The sequence below is a fragment of the Enterobacter sp. CP102 genome (assembly GCF_025152625.1).
Lineage (GTDB): Bacteria > Pseudomonadota > Gammaproteobacteria > Enterobacterales > Enterobacteriaceae > Enterobacter > Enterobacter soli.
Genome location: NZ_CP104014.1, coordinates 2,904,128 through 2,922,768 on the forward strand (window position 1 = coordinate 2,904,128; position 18,641 = coordinate 2,922,768).

The 18,641-nt window shown below is 51.5% G+C and carries 19 protein-coding genes and 2 pseudogenes; 16 read left to right on the forward strand and 5 right to left on the reverse strand.

Annotated features, from left to right (window positions below; all coding sequences use genetic code 11):
• Position 1 precedes the first annotated feature (1 nt).
• The gene (gene amyA / locus N1249_RS13800; RefSeq protein ID WP_259830104.1) at positions 2–1,489 is read left to right on the forward strand and encodes an alpha-amylase; all 1,488 of its coding nucleotides are present in this window, start codon (positions 2–4) and stop codon (positions 1,487–1,489) included.
• Between the two features lie 43 nt (positions 1,490–1,532).
• Here amyA and yedD read toward each other — a convergent pair whose 3' ends face one another.
• Complete coding sequence (gene yedD / locus N1249_RS13805; RefSeq protein ID WP_259838119.1) at positions 1,533–1,946, reverse strand: lipoprotein YedD; 414 nt, start codon at positions 1,944–1,946, stop codon at positions 1,533–1,535.
• 304 nt (positions 1,947–2,250) lie between these two features.
• On the opposite strand from yedD, the gene N1249_RS13810 reads away from it, so the two are divergent.
• Positions 2,251–4,080 carry an acyltransferase family protein gene (locus N1249_RS13810; RefSeq protein ID WP_259830105.1) on the forward strand — a complete coding sequence of 610 codons (1,830 nt, stop codon included), beginning with the start codon at positions 2,251–2,253 and terminating at the stop codon, positions 4,078–4,080.
• Between the two features lie 123 nt (positions 4,081–4,203).
• Here N1249_RS13810 and N1249_RS13815 read toward each other — a convergent pair.
• The 3 genes and pseudogenes from N1249_RS13815 to fliE form a co-directional block, all read right to left on the reverse strand.
• Positions 4,204–4,386, reverse strand: a pseudogene (locus N1249_RS13815) (IS3 family transposase); the annotation flags it as partial.
• Positions 4,387–4,703: 317 nt separating this feature from the next.
• Complete coding sequence (locus N1249_RS13820; protein WP_259830107.1) at positions 4,704–5,951, reverse strand: acyltransferase; 1,248 nt, start codon at positions 5,949–5,951, stop codon at positions 4,704–4,706.
• 260 nt (positions 5,952–6,211) lie between these two features.
• A complete protein-coding gene (gene fliE / locus N1249_RS13825) occupies positions 6,212–6,526 on the reverse strand; it encodes a flagellar hook-basal body complex protein FliE (RefSeq protein ID WP_014070848.1) in 315 nt (104 codons plus the stop codon).
• Between the two features lie 228 nt (positions 6,527–6,754).
• On the opposite strand from fliE, the gene fliF reads away from it, so the two are divergent.
• The 14 genes and pseudogenes from fliF to rcsA all read left to right on the forward strand — a co-directional run bounded on the left by fliF (position 6,755) and on the right by rcsA (position 18,299).
• A complete protein-coding gene (gene fliF, locus N1249_RS13830; RefSeq protein WP_259830110.1) occupies positions 6,755–8,434 on the forward strand; it encodes a flagellar basal-body MS-ring/collar protein FliF in 1,680 nt (559 codons plus the stop codon).
• Complete coding sequence (gene fliG / locus N1249_RS13835) at positions 8,427–9,425, forward strand: flagellar motor switch protein FliG (RefSeq protein WP_014070850.1); 999 nt, start codon at positions 8,427–8,429, stop codon at positions 9,423–9,425. Before fliF ends, fliG begins: the two co-directional genes overlap by 8 nt.
• Complete coding sequence (gene fliH, locus N1249_RS13840; RefSeq protein ID WP_259830113.1) at positions 9,418–10,125, forward strand: flagellar assembly protein FliH; 708 nt, start codon at positions 9,418–9,420, stop codon at positions 10,123–10,125. The genes fliG and fliH overlap by 8 nt, the downstream gene beginning before the upstream one ends.
• The gene (fliI, locus tag N1249_RS13845; RefSeq protein ID WP_014070852.1) at positions 10,125–11,495 is read left to right on the forward strand and encodes a flagellar protein export ATPase FliI; all 1,371 of its coding nucleotides are present in this window, start codon (positions 10,125–10,127) and stop codon (positions 11,493–11,495) included. The genes fliH and fliI overlap by 1 nt, the downstream gene beginning before the upstream one ends.
• Positions 11,496–11,516: 21 nt before the next feature.
• Positions 11,517–11,960 carry a flagellar export protein FliJ gene (gene fliJ / locus N1249_RS13850; RefSeq protein ID WP_014070853.1) on the forward strand — a complete coding sequence of 148 codons (444 nt, stop codon included), beginning with the start codon at positions 11,517–11,519 and terminating at the stop codon, positions 11,958–11,960.
• A complete protein-coding gene (gene fliK / locus N1249_RS13855) occupies positions 11,957–13,195 on the forward strand; it encodes a flagellar hook length control protein FliK (RefSeq protein WP_259830115.1) in 1,239 nt (412 codons plus the stop codon). Before fliJ ends, fliK begins: the two co-directional genes overlap by 4 nt.
• A 106-nt stretch (positions 13,196–13,301) precedes the next feature.
• The gene (gene fliL, locus N1249_RS13860) at positions 13,302–13,772 is read left to right on the forward strand and encodes a flagellar basal body-associated protein FliL (RefSeq protein WP_014070855.1); all 471 of its coding nucleotides are present in this window, start codon (positions 13,302–13,304) and stop codon (positions 13,770–13,772) included.
• 4 nt (positions 13,773–13,776) lie between these two features.
• Positions 13,777–14,781, forward strand: a complete 1,005-nt coding sequence (gene fliM, locus N1249_RS13865; RefSeq protein WP_014070856.1) for a flagellar motor switch protein FliM — start codon at positions 13,777–13,779, stop codon at positions 14,779–14,781.
• Positions 14,778–15,191: a flagellar motor switch protein FliN gene (fliN, locus tag N1249_RS13870; protein ID WP_259830118.1), complete on the forward strand. Its 414-nt coding sequence runs from the start codon at positions 14,778–14,780 to the stop codon at positions 15,189–15,191. Before fliM ends, fliN begins: the two co-directional genes overlap by 4 nt.
• 2 nt (positions 15,192–15,193) lie before the next feature.
• Entirely contained in the window at positions 15,194–15,568 is a 375-nt protein-coding gene (gene fliO, locus N1249_RS13875) for a flagellar biosynthetic protein FliO (RefSeq protein WP_014070858.1), read from the forward strand.
• On the forward strand, positions 15,568–16,305 hold the full coding sequence (gene fliP, locus N1249_RS13880; RefSeq protein ID WP_259830120.1) for a flagellar type III secretion system pore protein FliP: 738 nt from the start codon (positions 15,568–15,570) through the stop codon (positions 16,303–16,305). Before fliO ends, fliP begins: the two co-directional genes overlap by 1 nt.
• Positions 16,306–16,316: 11 nt before the next feature.
• On the forward strand, positions 16,317–16,586 hold the full coding sequence (gene fliQ, locus N1249_RS13885) for a flagellar biosynthesis protein FliQ (RefSeq protein WP_014070860.1): 270 nt from the start codon (positions 16,317–16,319) through the stop codon (positions 16,584–16,586).
• Between the two features lie 7 nt (positions 16,587–16,593).
• Positions 16,594–17,386, forward strand: a pseudogene (fliR, locus tag N1249_RS13890) (flagellar biosynthetic protein FliR); the annotation flags it as partial.
• 289 nt (positions 17,387–17,675) lie between these two features.
• Positions 17,676–18,299, forward strand: a complete 624-nt coding sequence (rcsA, locus tag N1249_RS13895; protein WP_259830123.1) for a transcriptional regulator RcsA — start codon at positions 17,676–17,678, stop codon at positions 18,297–18,299.
• A gap of 106 nt (positions 18,300–18,405) precedes the next feature.
• Here rcsA and dsrB read toward each other — a convergent pair whose 3' ends face one another.
• A complete protein-coding gene (gene dsrB, locus N1249_RS13900) occupies positions 18,406–18,594 on the reverse strand; it encodes a protein DsrB (protein ID WP_199008473.1) in 189 nt (62 codons plus the stop codon).
• Between the last annotated feature and the right edge of the window lie 47 nt (positions 18,595–18,641).

The window sequence follows — 18,641 nt, forward strand, 5'->3', positions numbered from 1 at the left end:
CATGCGCAATCCAACCTTACTGCAATGCTTTCACTGGTATTACCCCGCTGGCGGTGAATTGTGGCAAGAAGTGACCGCTTTAGCCCCCAATCTTAACGAAATCGGCATCAACATGGTCTGGCTCCCCCCGGCTTATAAAGGGGCATCGGGCGGGTTTTCTGTTGGATATGATTCTTATGATCTGTTTGACCTCGGTGAATTTGACCAAAAAGGATCTGTTCCCACCAAATATGGCGACAAGGCGCAGCTACTGGAAGCCATTGCCGCGTTAAAAAGCAACGATATCGCCGTGCTGCTTGACGTGGTGGTGAATCATAAAATGGGTGCAGATGAGAAAGAGCCTATTCACGTTCAGCGTGTAAACGAGCAGGACCGCACGCAAATTGACGATGAAATCATTAACTGCGAAGCCTGGACCCGCTACACCTTCCCTGCCCGCGCGGGCGAATATTCGCAATTTATCTGGGATTTTAAATGTTTCAGTGGCATCGACCACATTGAAAATCCCGACCTGGACGGCATCTTTAAAATCGTTAACGACTACAGCGGTGAAGGCTGGAACGACCAGGTTGATGATGAGCTGGGTAATTTTGATTACCTGATGGGCGAGAATATCGACTTTCGTAATCATGCCGTGACCGAAGAGATAAAATACTGGGCACGCTGGGTCATGGAGCAAACCCAGTGCGATGGTTTTCGTCTGGATGCGGTAAAACATATTCCGGCCTGGTTTTACAAAGAGTGGATTGAGCATGTTCAGGAGGTTGCCACCCAGCCCCTCTTTATCGTGGCGGAATACTGGTCGCATGAAGTGGATAAATTGCAGAACTACATCAACCAGGTTGACGGCAAAACCATGCTGTTTGATGCGCCCCTGCAAATGAAATTCCACGAAGCTTCGCGCCAGGGGCGTGATTACGACATGAGCCAGATTTTTACCGACACGCTGGTTGAGAGTGACCCTTTCCATGCTGTTACTCTGGTGGCAAACCACGACACCCAGCCCTTGCAGGCGCTGGAAGCGCCGGTTGAATCCTGGTTTAAACCGCTGGCCTACGCCCTGATATTGCTGCGTGAAAATGGCGTACCGAGCGTGTTCTACCCGGATTTATTCGGCGCAAGCTATGACGACGTGGGCGGTGATGGCGAGACTTATCATATCGACATGCCGGTTATCGAACAGCTTCACGAACTTATTCTGGCGCGCCAGCGTTTTGCCCACGGTATTCAGACGCTTTTTTTTGATCATCCAAACTGTATTGCGTTTAGCCGTAGCGGGACGGAAGAATACCCAGGCTGTGTGGTGGTGTTGTCTAACGGTGATGACGGGGAGAAAACCCTCTGTCTTGGCGAGAACTACGGGAATAAAACGTGGCGTGACTTTTTGGGTAATCGCGAAGAAACCGTCACAACGGCAGCAGACGGTGAAGGGATCTTCACCTGCAACGGCGGAAGCGTGAGCGTGTGGGTGATGGAGGATGTTCTGTAGAGCGATGCCGGGTAAGGCGAAGCCGCCACCCGGCAAAAAACGGTTACGGAAGCTTACTCTCCAGCGGGTTTTTGCTCAGGTAATCTGCGCATTCCACGGTAGGACGGTCAACCTTTTGCAGTTCCAGTCCATCATATTCCAGCGTTGAACCATCGCGTTCAAGCGGATAGATATCCAGTTTACTGGTCACGTTATAATAACTGTCTGAGCGTAACATGATTTTCCCCGGCACAGCCAAAACGCGCTGCCACTGACGGCAATCCAGCGTATCACCTTCTTCCGTTACCACCAGCGTGGCAATCGCCTCCGGGCTCACCATTTTGCTTTGCGGCCCTTTCGACTGCCAGTACCCCGCCAGATGCTTCGGAACCGGATGCTTAATGACATCCTGATAGTTATCCACCTGAACACACCCGGTCAACGCCAGCAGTGCGCCAGCAATTGCTATTTTTTTCATCATCTTTCCTGCGTGCGAAGAAAAAAAGATTGTGGCATTAAAGCGTTGAGGGTGCCAGTGGAAGATAATTTCCAGCCATGCTCAAGATTGTTTTTTTGATGAAACCAACAGAACACTGTATGGAACCACAGTTCACTTAATAATTATATGTTTGACGTTATCGCAAGCAGTCTGTTAGTTACAGTGAGCTAAATCGCTATGTTGTTAATAACATTGATTCGTTGGATGACGGGTCGGGATAAAGCGTCTATCATCCTTATCTTATTTTTTGCCAGTTTTGGCTTTTCGGAATGATGGTTACAAAATGAGCTACAAAAAATTCAGGCTCGATATTAATGGGCTGCGAGCGGTTGCTGTCCTGAGTGTCGTGCTATTTCACTTTGGTGTTCCCTACGTTTCTGGAGGATTCACAGGAGTTGATGTATTTTTCGTAATATCCGGTTTCCTGATGACGGGTATCGTACTTGAGAAAGTTGACCATAAAAGTATCTTCGATTTCTACGTTGCTCGTTTTTTACGCATAGTCCCTGCGTTGGTCGCAATCATATTAGCGTTGCTGATATTTGGCTATTTCTCGTTAAGCACCAGTGAATTCGAGCTGCTCGCCAGAAATGCCACCGCATCCTTGTTGTTCTATTCGAATAATTATTACGCTGCTCATTCAAGTTACTTCGACCCTTCTTCAGATCTCAATTTCTTGTTGCATACCTGGTCATTGTCTGTTGAATGGCAGTTTTATTTGATCTACCCGCTGATTGTTTTAGCCATTAAGAAATGCCGGCTTCCAGTATCTCTCTCCATCCTGGCACTATTTTGTTTGTCTCTCGTGTATGTCGCCCTCGGGTTATCAGGGACAAAAGAGGATCTTTTCTACCTTCTGCCAACCCGAGCCTGGGAAATGTTGACGGGTGCTTTGGTGTATATCATCAGCACCCGTGGTGTACTTACGAACTTCAGGCACCTGTCTAAGCTCAACATTCCCGGCCTGCTGCTTATTCTGTTTTCACTCTTTACTGTCGAGGGATCGCAGGCGTGGCCGGGTCTGGCAACGTTGATTCCGGTAGCAGGTGCAGCGCTTGTTATCCTCGCGAATAATCAAAACGCGTATCTTATTAAAAACAAAACTGCCCAGTTTATCGGTACCATTTCCTACTCCTGGTATCTCTGGCATTGGCCCGTTGTTGTGCTGATGCGTTACTACAGAGTTGAAATGAATGCCATTAACATCGGCGCAGGGATTGCCGTGTCATTCATTCTGGCCGTGATCTCTTACTATCTTATCGAGATGCCATTCCGAAAAAGAAACTGGCTACGCACCGATTTTATCAGTGCCATCGTTATCACCTCCTGTGCTTTTATGGTGGTACAGACCCATGGCGCAACGTTCAGATTCAAAGGTGACATGAATGATGTCATCACCTACCGGTTCAATAATAAAGAGTGGCGACCTGACACTTGCTTCCTGAATCCACGGCAGGATTATTCAGTATTTTCAAAGTGTCAGGATAAAATGACCTCAGAGTCGATTGTTATCTGGGGGGATTCCCATGCAGCGCAATTGATGCCCGGAATTAGATCGGTACTGAAAAATGATAATTTTACTCAACGAACATCCAGCCTGTGCGGACCGTTGTATAGTGCGGAAAATAGCCAGCGCCCTTTCTGTAAAGATATCAATAAAAATATTATTGCCGAATTGTTGCGTGTTAAACCTAAACTGGTGGTTTTGGCGGCATTCTGGTCTCAATACCCTTTTAAGGATTACCTTGCTGACACGCTGAAAATGTTGAGTTCTGCGGGTATTCGTACAGTAGTGATTGGTCCTTTCCCATTCTGGCATGATCACCTGCCTAAAATCATTGAAACAAACGGATTGAATCCACAGGGAACAATGCCTGTTACTCTCTTTGACTCATCCAGGAATGTGCTTGGCGATGACAAGTCTATTGAAAAAATAGTGAGTGCTTCAGCCAACTCAACCTATATATCCGCTATCGATATCATGTGTAGTAAGGCTACATGTAAAGCAACGGTGGGCAAAAATCCAACGATTCCGATGCAGTGGGATAATGCACATCTGACTTATCCAGGGTCTATCTGGTTTGTTAGTCATATAATCAATATGCTTCATTAATCTACAAAACCCGTAACCCATGCACAATTGGTTATCAGGATTTGAACTTCTCACCTCCTGATAACCACCTACCACAATGTATTGAATAGAAATTATTTCCAGCCCCGGTAAAAGATACAACCATCATTTAGTAATGTCGGTCCCTTCACTCTTCGAATTACCCTTTCTCCAGCCAACTGCAAATTCAGACAGTGTCAGAAAATTCAACGTAAAGTATGGGTAACACTAATTATTATCTTTACTTCATTCGCTAATGGTTTTCCTGGCATCGCTGGACGAGTGTTCATTCAGACACGCCTTCGTGAAATCATCCACGCAATCCGACGGCAGCTGCCATATGCATCCGTGACAAAATCCTTTGACAATGTCAGGTTCAGCGTATCCGACCAAAGAAGTAGAAACCGCTTAGTCACCAGACTCTTACGACGTCTCCGGAGCTTCACGAACAGGTCGTTAGAGTGGCGTCTGAAATAACATATTTGCGGGAGATTTCCCGGGCCGAAATTCGGTTTCGGCCTCGCGAGGGTGTGAGTCGGGAAATAGCACGCTCATAGGGATGTCCTCATGTGACATATGAAGACATCACTAATATCGCGGTGTATTAATCAACTGGGAGCAGGTTACTACGCGGACTTACTTAACTGAATAATATCTGACATTCCTTTTGAAAAAACACGCCCCCTATCAATAAATGGACGTTCAATGACTATATAAGATATTGTACTTACCGCGATTATCACAGGTATGGTTATCGTTGCTGCTAATTGAAACGAAACGCCAGACTTTATCATTGGAGAAAAAAGGACAGTAAAAACAAGCCCATGAAGCATGTATATGCTAAAACTTATAGTTCCGAGCATTTTTATGAATTTTAGGCTCAACACGCCAAAAATGCTATTCCCACTGGAAATAATCAGAAAAGAGATCCCAATCAACACAGATGGAATATGAGAATATGGGGCATCAAAGTTTGCGATGCAAGCCAGAAACACACCTACTGCAAACGCTGATAGAACAGGTCCCTTCATCATGTTAATCGCTGCTGGATAATACTTATTAATATGAGCACACCCGCCACCAATTATGAAACATAAAACATGCACTTGAGTCCAATATTTGATCTCAACATTAAAGAAATAAATAAATGCTATAATTACGAACATCAAGGAAACAATAAAGAATGACGTTCTTTTATTGACAGCAAAAACTGAAAACATAGGAAGCAAAAAATAAAAAATCCATTCGTATGACAATGACCAAAAAACACCAGCAACAATACTCCCACTGAATGGGAATCCATTTATATTTGGTGTACTAATAAAATCAAATGTTAGCCAATAGAATGAGTCTCTAAGATATGGGAATATAGTAAATGGGGTTTTAGTTGTTATGATTACGTAGGAAAATGATAAAAAAACAGCGGCAAAATAAAGCGGAAAAATTCTGAAGAAACGTTTAATATAAAACCCCTGCCAATTTATTCCTTTAGAAGAATCCAAGACTTTCCCCCAAAAGAGAAAAGCAGTTATCATAAAAAAAAGCGATACACTTGCTTTCCCCATGTAATCAACAATCACTTGCAACAGTCCCTTTCCAAGATAGTTTATTGACCATATCCCGAAAGTAGCATAACCGTAAAAGAAAAAGGAATGATGAATTGCGACCATAGTAGCAGCAATCCCCCTAACTCCATCAAGCGTATCAAACCTTCCTGACTCTATAGTTTCCTTAACAAAATTTTTTTTTGCTAACCGATATATTACCAATGCAGAAACCAATGCCACCATTAATTCCAACACGACTACTGTAGTGTATTTATCTATCATTTCAGTCAAGTTTCTATTGTCAAGAAAAATCAATTTCCCATTCATGATTACATTCTTACCGAAACATACCTAACCATAGTGATGTGTCGGATAAAGAATACCGCCAGATTAGGCATGATAACTACTAAAGAACATAGGCTCTGATTCTGTCCTATATCTTCAAATGCATTTAAGTGTTCTAGCAAAGGGCATGATTTTTGAAAAATACCAACCTTGAATCTTTCATAGAGAAAGCCAAATAACTCACAAACATCGATATATGTGAAAGAGTAAATGGCTTTCAATTCGACGAATATTCAAATAACCTAAACCTGCATCCCCATCACTTCCTGGTACGCAGAAACCAGCTTATTCCTTACCTGGATCCCCATCTGCAACGACACTGACGCTTTTTGCAAGTCGGTCATCACATCGTTAAGCGCCACGCCCGGTTCACCCAGACTGAACTTCTCCGCCTGCGTACGCGCAGCGGTCTGGGTATCGCTGATACGGTCAAGAGCGGCGTGCAGTTGCCCCGCAAAGCTGATGGTCGGCTGTTCTTCTGCCACGCTCTGATTACGTGCCGTCATCGCCGTTGCCTGCAACTGACTGATCACCCCTTCAATGCCCTGTATAGCCATGACTTTCCCCTGGATGGTTTTTTACGCGGTCAAGACTAACAGCTTGTCAATAAGATAAAGGCGGTAAATAGCGTGAAAAAACCAGGTTATTTGACGCATAGAAAATCCCGAATCATCAAATAATGGCAGGGCCATCAGTATGGAACTTTTGTCGTGTTTGCCGACCCGGGAGTCAGTTTTGTTTCTCTACACGAATAACGTAACCCACCAGGATTTAAGAGGTGCGCAATGAGTGCGACAGCATCGACAGCACCGCAGACTAAATCACTAGAGTGGATGAACCGCCTTCGCGCGAATCCTAAAATCCCGTTGATCGTGGCAGGCGCTGCCGCAATTGCGATTCTTGTCGCGATGGTCTTGTGGGCGAAAAGCCCTGACTACCGCACGCTCTACAGTAACCTTTCCGACCAGGATGGCGGTGCCATCGTCACCCAGCTTACCCAGATGAACATCCCTTATCGCTTCGCCGATAACGGCGGTGCGCTTGAGGTTCCAGCGGATAAAGTGCACGAACTGCGTCTGCGTCTTGCGCAGCAGGGCCTGCCAAAAGGTGGCGCGGTAGGTTTTGAGCTGCTGGACCAGGAAAAATTCGGTATCAGTCAGTTCAGCGAGCAGGTGAATTACCAGCGTGCGCTGGAAGGTGAACTGGCCCGCACCATTGAAACATTAGGCCCGGTGAAAAGTGCCCGTGTGCACCTCGCCATGCCAAAACCTTCTCTGTTTGTTCGCGAACAAAAATCCCCGTCTGCCTCTGTGACTGTTAACCTCGAACCTGGCCGCGCGCTGGATGAGGGGCAAATCAGCGCGGTAACGCATCTGGTCTCCAGCGCCGTTGCGGGTTTACCGCCAGGTAACGTGACTCTGGTTGATCAGAGTGGCCATCTGCTGACACAGAACAACAGCGCAGGTCGCGACTTAAATGATGCGCAGCTGAAATATGCCGCCGATGTCGAAGGCCGTCTGCAACGCCGCATTGAAGCCATTCTTGGCCCGGTCGTGGGGAATTCCAACGTCCATGCGCAGGTTACCGCTCAGATTGACTTCGCAAATAAAGAACAAACGGAAGAACAGTACAGCCCGAATGGCGATCCTGCTCAGGCCGTGATGCGTTCTCGCCAGGTGAATGAAAACGAGCAAGTGGGCGGTCCATACCCGGGTGGCGTGCCAGGCGCGCTGTCTAACCAGCCTGCCCCGGCTAACGCTGCACCAATTTCTACACCGCCGGCAAACCAGCAGAACGGTCAGCAAACGAATCAGCAAACGACCTCTTCAAACACGTCTGCTGGCCCACGTACCAGCAGCCGTAATGAAACGACCAACTACGAAGTCGACCGTACCATTCGCCACACCAAGCTGAACGTGGGGGATGTACAACGCCTTTCTGTTGCCGTGGTTGTAAACTACAAAACGCTGCCAGACGGCAAACCGCTGCCGCTGACTGCCGAGCAAATGAAGCAGATCGAGGACCTGACCCGTGAAGCAATGGGTTACTCCGAGAAGCGTGGCGATACCCTCAACGTGGTGAACTCTCCGTTCAACTCGGTTGATGAGACAGGTGGCGAACTGCCGTTCTGGCAACAGCAGGCGTTTATCGATCAGCTGATGTCTGCCGGTCGCTGGCTGCTGGTTCTGATTGTCGCATGGCTGCTGTGGCGTAAAGCGATTCGTCCGCAACTGACGCGCCGCGCGGAAGAAGCCAAAGCCGCTCAGGAGCTCATGAATTCGCGTCAGGAAGTGGAAGAAGCCGTTGAAGTTCGCCTGAGCAAAGACGAACAAATGCAGCAGCGCCGTGCTAACCAGCGCATGGGTGCTGAAGTAATGAGTCAACGTATTCGCGAAATGTCAGATAACGATCCGCGCGTCGTCGCGCTGGTCATCCGCGGCTGGATGGGTAACGAACATGAGTAATACGCTTACAGGTACCGATAAAAGCGTCATCCTGCTGATGACCATTGGCGAAGACCGCGCGGCAGAGGTGTTCAAACACCTCTCCCAGCGGGAAGTGCAAATTCTCAGTGCGGCAATGGCGAACGTTCGTCAGATCTCCAACAAACAGCTGACCGAAGTGTTGGCTGAGTTTGAGCAGGAAGCCGAGCAGTTTGCCGCGCTCAACGTCAACGCCAACGAATACCTGCGCTCGGTGCTGGTCAAGGCGCTTGGCGAAGAACGCGCCGCCAGCCTGCTGGAAGATATTCTGGAAACCCGCGATACCGCCAGCGGCATCGAGACGCTCAACTTTATGGAGCCGCAGAGTGCCGCCGACCTTATTCGCGACGAGCACCCGCAGATTATCGCCACCATCCTGGTTCACCTCAAACGTGGTCAGGCGGCCGATATTCTGGCGCTGTTCGAAGAGCGTCTGCGTCACGACGTTATGCTGCGTATCGCCACCTTTGGTGGTGTCCAGCCAGCGGCTCTGGCAGAACTGACCGAAGTGCTGAACAACCTGCTCGATGGCCAGAACCTCAAGCGCAGCAAAATGGGCGGCGTGAGAACGGCGGCAGAGATCATCAACCTGATGAAAACGCAGCAGGAAGAAGCAGTTATTACGGCGGTTCGCGAGTTCGACGGCGAGCTGGCACAGAAAATTATCGACGAGATGTTCCTGTTCGAAAACCTGGTCGAAGTGGACGATCGCAGCATCCAGCGCCTGCTCCAGGAAGTGGACTCCGAATCGCTGCTTATCGCCCTCAAAGGTGCCGAACAGCCACTGCGCGAGAAGTTCCTGCGCAACATGTCTCAGCGTGCAGCCGATATTCTGCGCGACGACCTTGCCAACCGTGGCCCGGTGCGTCTGTCTCAGGTGGAAAACGAACAGAAAGCCATCCTGCTTATTGTTCGTCGTCTGGCAGAAACCGGCGAGATGGTGATTGGCAGCGGAGAAGACACGTATGTCTAATGAGCTGCTGTGGAAGCGCTGGACGCCCGACGATCTGGCCCCTCCTATCTCCGAGTTTACCCCGGCTATGATATCGCCCGACGAAGGCGATACGGGCACAGAGCCCCCTGCGCTCAGCGAAGAAGAGCAGCGTGCGCAGATGCTGGCGCAAATGCAAATGCAGGCGCACGAACAGGGTTATAACGCGGGTTTACATGAAGGACGGCAGACAGGCCAGGAGCAGGGTTATCAGGAAGGTCTGGCGAAAGGGTTAGAGCAAGGTATTGAACAGGCGCGCCAGCAACAGGCGCCGCTTCATGCCCGGATGCAGCAGCTGGTCAGCGAATTCCAGCACACCCTTGATGCGCTCGACAGCGTGATTGCCTCGCGCCTGATGCAGATGGCGCTTGAAGCCGCGCGTCAGGTCATTGGCCAGACGCCAACGGTAGATAACTCGGCGCTGATCAAACAAATTCAGGGCCTGCTCCAGCAGGAGCCATTGTTTAGCGGTAAACCGCAGCTGCGCGTTCATCCTGACGATCTACAGCGTGTGGAAGAGAGCCTCGGCGCCACGCTCAGCCTGCACGGCTGGCGTCTGCGCGGCGACCCTTCCTTACACCACGGCGGCTGCAAAGTCTCTGCGGATGAAGGCGATCTGGATGCCAGCGTCGCCACCCGCTGGCAGGAACTGTGCCGCCTGGCGGCACCGGGAGTCGTCTGATGACCGCACGCCTCACTCGCTGGCTTACCACCCTTGATAACTTCGAAACGAAGATGGCGCAACTGCCATCTGTTCGTCGTTATGGGCGTTTAACCCGCGCCACAGGCCTGGTGCTCGAAGCCACGGGCTTGCAGCTTCCGCTGGGCGCCACCTGCGTGATCGAACGTCAGGACGGGATCGAAACCCGCGAAGTGGAAAGTGAAGTCGTTGGCTTTAACGGCCAGCGTCTGTTCCTGATGCCGCTTGAAGAGGTCGAAGGCATTCTGCCCGGCGCACGCGTCTATGCAAAAAACAACTCAGGTGATGGCCTGCAAAGTGGCAAACAGCTGCCGCTTGGCCCGGCGCTGTTAGGCCGCGTGCTGGACGGGAGCGGCAAGCCGCTCGACGGTCTACCCTCCCCTGACACCACCGAAACCGGGGCGCTGATCACTCAGCCGTTTAACCCGCTGCAACGTACGCCTATCGAACATGTGCTTGATACCGGCGTGCGCCCGATTAACGCCCTGCTCACCGTCGGGCGTGGACAGCGTATGGGCCTGTTCGCCGGTTCCGGCGTGGGTAAATCGGTATTGCTTGGCATGATGGCGCGCTACACCCAGGCCGACGTTATCGTCGTGGGGCTCATCGGTGAACGTGGTCGTGAAGTAAAAGACTTTATTGAAAATATTCTGGGTGCTGAAGGCCGTGCCCGCTCGGTGGTGATCGCCGCCCCGGCGGATGTTTCCCCGCTGCTGCGTATGCAGGGTGCCGCCTACGCCACCCGTATTGCAGAGGATTTCCGTGACCGTGGGCAGCACGTGCTGCTGATCATGGATTCCCTGACCCGTTATGCGATGGCGCAGCGTGAAATCGCGCTGGCTATCGGTGAACCGCCCGCCACCAAAGGTTATCCACCTTCGGTGTTTGCCAAGCTGCCAGCACTGGTTGAACGTGCCGGTAACGGCATCACCGGCGGCGGTTCCATTACTGCGTTTTACACGGTTCTGACCGAAGGCGACGACCAGCAGGACCCGATTGCCGACTCCGCGCGTGCGATCCTCGACGGCCACATTGTGTTATCCCGTCGTCTGGCTGAAGCCGGGCACTATCCCGCTATCGATATCGAAGCCTCGATCAGCCGTGCGATGACGGCACTGATTACTGAGAAACATTACGCCCGCGTGCGTAACTTCAAACAACTGCTTTCCAGCTTCCAGCGTAACCGCGACCTGGTGAGCGTGGGGGCGTACGCCAAAGGCAGCGACCCGATGCTCGACAAAGCGATTGCTCTGTGGCCGCATCTGGAGGCATTCCTGCAACAAGGTATTTTTGAACGCGCCGACTGGGACGATTCGATTCAGGCTCTGGAGCTGATTTTCCCGCAGGTGTAATACAGGTGGAGGGCGAAGGTCATGGCGCAAAACAGCGCGTTATCAACGCTAAAAGATCTGGCTGAAAAAGAAGTTGATGATGCCGCATTACAGCTTGGCGCAATGCGGCGCGGGTGCCAGCAGGCTGAAGAACAGTTGAAGATGTTGATCGACTATCAGCATGAATATCGCACCAACCTCAATACCGACATGACACAGGGCATTGGTAGCCAGCGCTGGATTAACTATCAGCAGTTTATCCAGACGCTTGAAAAGGCGATTGAACAGCATCGCCAGCAGCTTAACCAGTGGACCCAAAAAGTCGATACGGCGCTGAATTTTTGGCGCGAGAAAAAACAGCGGCTCCAGGCATGGCAAACCTTGCAGGACCGGCAAGTGGCAGCAACCACCCTCGCCGAGAACCGCCTGGACCAGAAAAAAATGGATGAGTTTGCACAGCGCGCATCAATGAGGAAACCTGAATGATCACACTGCAACAACTGCTGATGACCGACAGTGACCTGTCAGGCGGCACGCAGACGGGAAAAGGCACCGACGGTGCGCAAGATTTTCTCTCCCTGCTGGCTGGTGCCCTGACGGATACCGCCGGTCAGGGTAAAGATGCGCCGCTGACCCTTGCCGACCTGAAAGCGGCCGGCAGCAAGCTGGCAAAAGTCGCGCAGGATAAAGACGGCGATACCACACTTCAGGCTAAAATTGCCGATCTGTTGTCACGCCAGGACACGCTCACCGGGGACGAAACCGCGCAAACCACCGCGCTGCAAAGCCTGGTATCCGGGCTTATGCCCGCTACCCACAGCGATGCCCTGAAAAGCCTGACGTCAACGGCCGCCAAAGATGACAGCAAAACCGACCTCAGCGAAGAAGAGCTGGCCGGATTAAGCGCCCTGATGGCGATGCTGCCGCACCAGCAGACCGCAACCCCGGTCACCGCCCAGGCCGTCAGCACTGAAGGCGTGGCAGAGAAAGTGCTGGCAGGCACGTCACTGACACAGGCCAGCACCGGGCAACAACCGGCTCTGACGACCGCCCCGGGTACACATGAAAAAGCACAGTCTGCGCTTGCGTACGCACCTCAGTCGCAAACCGCTGATGCATCGGCCGCTAACGCCCCGCTGACGCCCGCCGTAGCCGTTACCGCTGAAAAGCAGGACCTGGCAAGCCAGTCCTCGTCAACCAGCCCAACGGCAACGCTTGCGCCGATTGTCAGCAGCCAGGCTACCTCTCAGCCCGCCGCGACGGTCGCCACCGCACCGGTACTGAGCCAGCCGCTTGGCACCAGCGAATGGCAACAGACGCTGAGCCAGCACATCACCCTGTTCACCCGACAAGGGCAACAAACGGCTGAGCTGCGCCTACACCCGGAAGACCTTGGTCAGGTACAAATTTCGATTAAGCTTGATGATAACCAGGCGCAGTTGCAGATGGTGTCTGCGCATAGCCACGTTCGTGCGGCACTGGAAGCGGCGCTGCCGGTTCTGCGTACTTCGCTTGCTGAGAGCGGCATTCAGCTTTCACAAAGCAGCGTCAGCAGTGAAAGCTTCTCAGGCCAGCAGCAGTCTGCCTCACAGCAGCATCAGCAGGCTTCGCGTTCTGGCCAACAAGGTGGCTTTAATGAAGAGAGCGACGAGTTACTGCCAGCCCCTGTCGCACTGCAATCCGCCGCGCGTGGAAACAGTGCTGTAGACATCTTCGCCTAAACGCCAGAGGTAGCGTGATTATCCCCGTCTTTTCCACGCTTTGAGATAAGGCGGACACGGGATAATCACCTTATTAAGCTGTACCGAAACAGGAAGCTCGTATCAGATGACTGACTCCGCTATCACCAAAAAAAGTAAGCGTTCCATCTGGATCCCGCTGCTGGTGTTGATCACGCTCGCCGCCTGCGCTACCGCGGGCTATAGTTACTGGCGTATGCAGCAGGAACCTTCCTCTGCTACGGCCAAGGCCGAACCGCCACCACCACCGGCGCCGGTATTCTTCCCACTGGATACCTTCACCGTTAACCTGGGTGATGCGGATCGTGTGCTTTATGTTGGCATTACGCTGCGCCTGAAAGACGAAGCCACCCGTTCTCGTCTGAACGATTACCTTCCTGAAGTGCGTAGCCGTCTTCTGCTGCTGTTTTCTCGTCAGGATGCTTCCACGCTTGCCACCGATGACGGTAAGCAGAAGCTGGTCGATGCCATTAAACAAACGCTGGCCACGCCGCTGGTAAATGGTCAACCTAAGCAGGAAGTCACTGACGTTCTGTATACAGCCTTCATTCTGCGGTAACGACATGGGCGACAGTATTCTTTCTCAGGCAGAAATCGATGCGTTGCTTAACGGCGACAGCGATAAGAGTGATGATCCGCAACCGGGTCTGAGTGGCGATGACAATATTCGCCCCTATGACCCGAATACCCAGCGTCGCGTGGTGCGCGAGCGTCTTCAGGCGCTGGAGATCATCAACGAACGTTTTGCACGTCAGTTCCGTATGGGGCTGTTTAACCTGCTGCGTCGTAGCCCGGATATCACCGTCGGTGCGATCCGCATTCAGCCGTATCATGAGTTTGCCCGCAACCTGCCGGTGCCAACCAACCTTAACCTTATTCATCTGAAACCGCTGCGCGGCACCGGGCTGGTTGTGTTCTCGCCAAGCCTGGTCTTCATTGCGGTCGATAACCTGTTTGGTGGTGATGGCCGTTTCCCGACGAAAGTTGAGGGACGTGAGTTTACCCACACCGAGCAGCGCGTTATTAACCGAATGCTGAAGCTGGCACTGGAGTCCTATAGCGACGCGTGGAAAGCAATTAACCCGCTGGATGTGGAATACGTGCGTTCCGAGATGCAGGTGAAATTTACCAATATCACCACCTCGCCGAACGATATCGTCGTCAACACGCCGTTCCATGTCGAGATCGGCAACCTGACCGGTGAATTTAACATCTGTCTGCCGTTCAGCATGATTGAGCCGCTGCGCGAGCTGCTGGTGAACCCACCGCTTGAGAACTCGCGTAACGAAGATCAGAACTGGCGTGAAAACCTGGTGCGCCAGGTTCAGCACTCGCAGCTTGAGCTGATCGCAAGTTTTGCCGATATCCCGCTACGGTTATCCCAGATCCTGAAATTACAACCCGGCGACGTTCTGCCGATAGAAAAACCCGACCGCATTATTGCCCATGTCGATGGCGTGCCTGTGCTGACAAGCCAGTACGGCACGGTAAACGGCCAGTATGCATTACGCGTTGAGCACTTGATCAACCCGATATTGAATTCGCTGAATGAGGAACAGCCCAAATGAGTGACATGAACAATCCGTCCGATGAAAACAGCGGAGCACTGGACGATCTGTGGGCTGACGCGTTAAACGAGCAACAATCCACCCCGACAAAAAGCGCGGCGGATGCGGTATTCCAGCAATTAGGCGGCGGCGATGTCAGCGGCACATTGCAGGATATCGACCTGATTATGGATATCCCGGTCAAGCTGACCGTTGAACTGGGTCGTACCCGCATGACCATTAAAGAGCTGCTGCGCCTGACGCAGGGTTCCGTGGTGGCGCTGGATGGCCTGGCCGGTGAGCCGCTGGATATTCTGATCAACGGTTATCTGATTGCCCAGGGTGAAGTTGTGGTCGTAGCCGATAAATACGGCGTGCGTATCACCGACATCATCACCCCGTCTGAACGTATGCGTCGTCTGAGCCGTTAAGAATGAAAACCGAGGCAACAGTATCGCAGCCTTCAGCCGTACCCGGTTCGCCCCTGCTTCAGGTGAGCGGCGCGCTGTTTGGTATTATTGCCTTTATTCTTATTATCGCCTGGATTGCGAAACGCTTTGGTGTGGCGGGTAAAACCGCCGCCGGGCGTGGCCTTAAGGTCAGCGCCAGCACCACGCTTGGGCCACGCGAACGCGTGGTCATTGTCGATGTTGAAGACGCGCGGCTGGTGCTGGGCGTAACCGCCTCAAACATCAATGTATTACATAAACTGCCGCCTGCGCCGGTGACGGCCGAAGCGAATGCAGAGACCCCAGCGGATTTTCAGTCCGTCATGAAGAGTTTGCTTAAGCGTTCCGGGAGATCCTGATGCGCCGTTTGTTATCCCTTACGCTTGCGGGCATTGCCCTGTTTGCACCTTCCGTTTACGCGCAATTACCCGGTCTGGTCTCCACCCCGCTTGCCGGTGGCGGTCAAAGCTGGTCGCTTCCCGTTCAGACGCTGGTGTTCATCACCTCGCTGACCTTTATCCCGGCGATCCTGCTGATGATGACCAGCTTTACCCGCATCATCATCGTCTTTGGCCTGCTGCGAAATGCGCTCGGTACGCCATCCGCACCGCCTAACCAGGTGCTGCTGGGGTTAGCCCTGTTTTTGACCTTTTTCATTATGTCGCCGGTTATCGACAAGATTTATACCGACGCCTGGCAGCCGTTCAGCGAAGACAAGATTTCGATGCAGGATGCGCTGGAGAAGGGCGCACAGCCGCTGCGTGAATTTATGCTGCGTCAGACCCGTGAAGCGGATCTGGCCTTGTTTGCAAGGCTGGCGAACACCGGCGAATTGCAGGGGCCGGAAGCCGTGCCGATGCGCATACTGCTGCCCGCTTACGTTACCAGCGAACTGAAAACCGCTTTCCAGATTGGGTTTACCATCTTTATTCCGTTCCTGATTATCGACCTGGTGATCGCGAGCGTGCTGATGGCGCTCGGTATGATGATGGTGCCGCCGGCAACCATTGCCCTGCCCTTTAAGATCATGCTCTTTGTGCTGGTTGATGGCTGGCAATTGCTGGTCAGCTCGCTGGCACAGAGTTTCTACAGTTAAGGTACGCCGCAATGACGCCAGAATCGGTCATGATGATGGGCACGGAGGCGATGAAAGTCGCGATTGCCGTTGCCGCTCCACTGCTGCTTGTTTCGCTGGTGACCGGTCTTATCATCAGTATTTTGCAGGCCGCCACCCAGATTAACGAAATGACGCTGTCGTTCATCCCGAAAATCATCGCGGTTTTCGTGGCGATGATCGTTGCCGGGCCGTGGATGCTGAATTTGCTGCTGGACTACATGCGTAACTTGTTTACCAATCTGCCGTACATTATCGGCTAAGAACACGATGCTGCACATCACAAGCGATCAGTGGGTTCAGTGGCTGGGAGTCTACTTCTGGCCAATGCTTCGCATCATGGCGCTTATCTCAACGGCCCCCATTCTTAGCGAAAAGTCAGTCCCCAAGCGGGTCAAAGTGGGGCTGGGCATCATCATTACCATCATTGTGGCCCCTTCGCTTCCGCCGGTGAATATCCCTATTGTGTCGGCAAATGCGCTGTGGGTTGCCATGCAGCAGGTGATGATTGGCGTGGCCGTCGGTTTTACCATGCAACTTGCGTTTGCGGCGGTGCGTACCGCGGGCGAGCTGATCGGCCTGCAAATGGGTTTATCCTTCGCGACCTTTGTCGACCCGGGTAGTCACCTGAACATGCCGGTGCTGGCCCGTATCATCGACCTGCTGGCAATGTTGTTGTTCCTGTCGTTCAACGGGCATTTGTGGTTGATCTCGATGCTGGTGGATACCTTCCACACGCTGCCGATTGGCGAGTCGCCGGTCAACAGTAATGCGTTCCTGGCGCTGACGCGCGCCGCCGGGCTTATTTTCCTGAACGGGCTGATGCTGGCGCTGCCGATCATTACGTTGCTGCTCACGGTTAACCTCTCATTAGGATTACTGAACAGAATGGCACCGCAGTTATCGGTATTTGTCATCGGTTTTCCGGTGACACTGACGGTCGGTCTTTTATTAATGTCATTACTCATGCCACTTATCGCTCCGTTCTGTGAACATTTATTCAGCGAGATATTCAACCTGTTAGCGGATATTGTCAGTGAACTGCCTCGTAAATAATAACCCGCAATGTTTACATTGTCTTTCTGAGGATATTCCTAAAATAAAACCTGTAAAACATCTTCCAGGATATATCTGACGCGGTTTAATTGTTTCTAACCACCTCACAATACTTAATATTTACTTTACTTTAAGATGATTCCTGGCAAATTATACGTAACTTTACGGGATAGTGAGTTCGCCTGAAAGTCTTTGTCATGCTCACAGGTTTTATTATGTTTTTCCATCCCGTATGGCTGTTTATGAGCTCTCAGGCAGATGGTGAATTATCGTTACGCATTGAGTGAGGGTATGCCATGTCAACGATCATTATGGATTTATGCAGTTACACCCGGCTAGGGTTAACCGGGTACCTGGCAAGCAGAGGGGTAAGAAAAAGGGAAATCAACGATGCGCACACCGTTGACGAACTTGCAGCCGCTTGTGTCGAACTCAAGCCGGGCGTGGTGTTTATTAATGAGGACTGTTTCATTCACGATCCAGCCAACAGTCAGCAAATTAAGCAAATCATTAATCAGCATCCTAAAACTCTGTTTATTGTTTTTATGGCGATCGCAAATATCCATTTCGATGAATATTTGTTAGTCCGAAACAATTTATTGATCAGTTCTAAGTCGATTAAACCAGAGTCGCTGGATGACATTTTGGGCGATTATTTGAATAAAGAAGTTAAGAATGTAGGAGCGGTTAACTTACCGACCCTATCATTAAGCAGAACTGAATCAAGTATGTTAAAAATGTGGATGGCTGGGCAAGGGACAATTCAGATTTCTGACCAAATGAATATCAAAGCAAAAACGGTATCGTCACATAAAGGAAATATTAAAAGGAAAATTAAAACGCATAATAAGCAAGTGATCTACCACGTCGTCCGCCTGACCGATAATGTGACGAACGGTATTTTCGTCAACATGCGCTAACCCGCTTTTTACCTTTTGTACTCTACCTGTGATCTCTGGCCTGGCCAGAGATTTTTGCATGGGTGTAACCCGATGTCGGGCACGCAGATTGCCGCCCGACGCGCGATTATTCCGCCGTTTCCACAAAGATCCCATCCGGGTGCCCCAGTTCGTTGAAGAACCAGATACCGAGCGGGTAGTCTTCCAGTGACACCAGGTACATTGTGCCTTCATTGAACTCTTCTATTGCCAGCACCACGCCTGGGCGGCGCGGCCCACCGTCCGTTTTGACGGTTACCCGATCGTTGACGTTCATACATTCCTCCTGTGGTTTTGAGCCAGTGTAGAACAAATCTCAAAAAC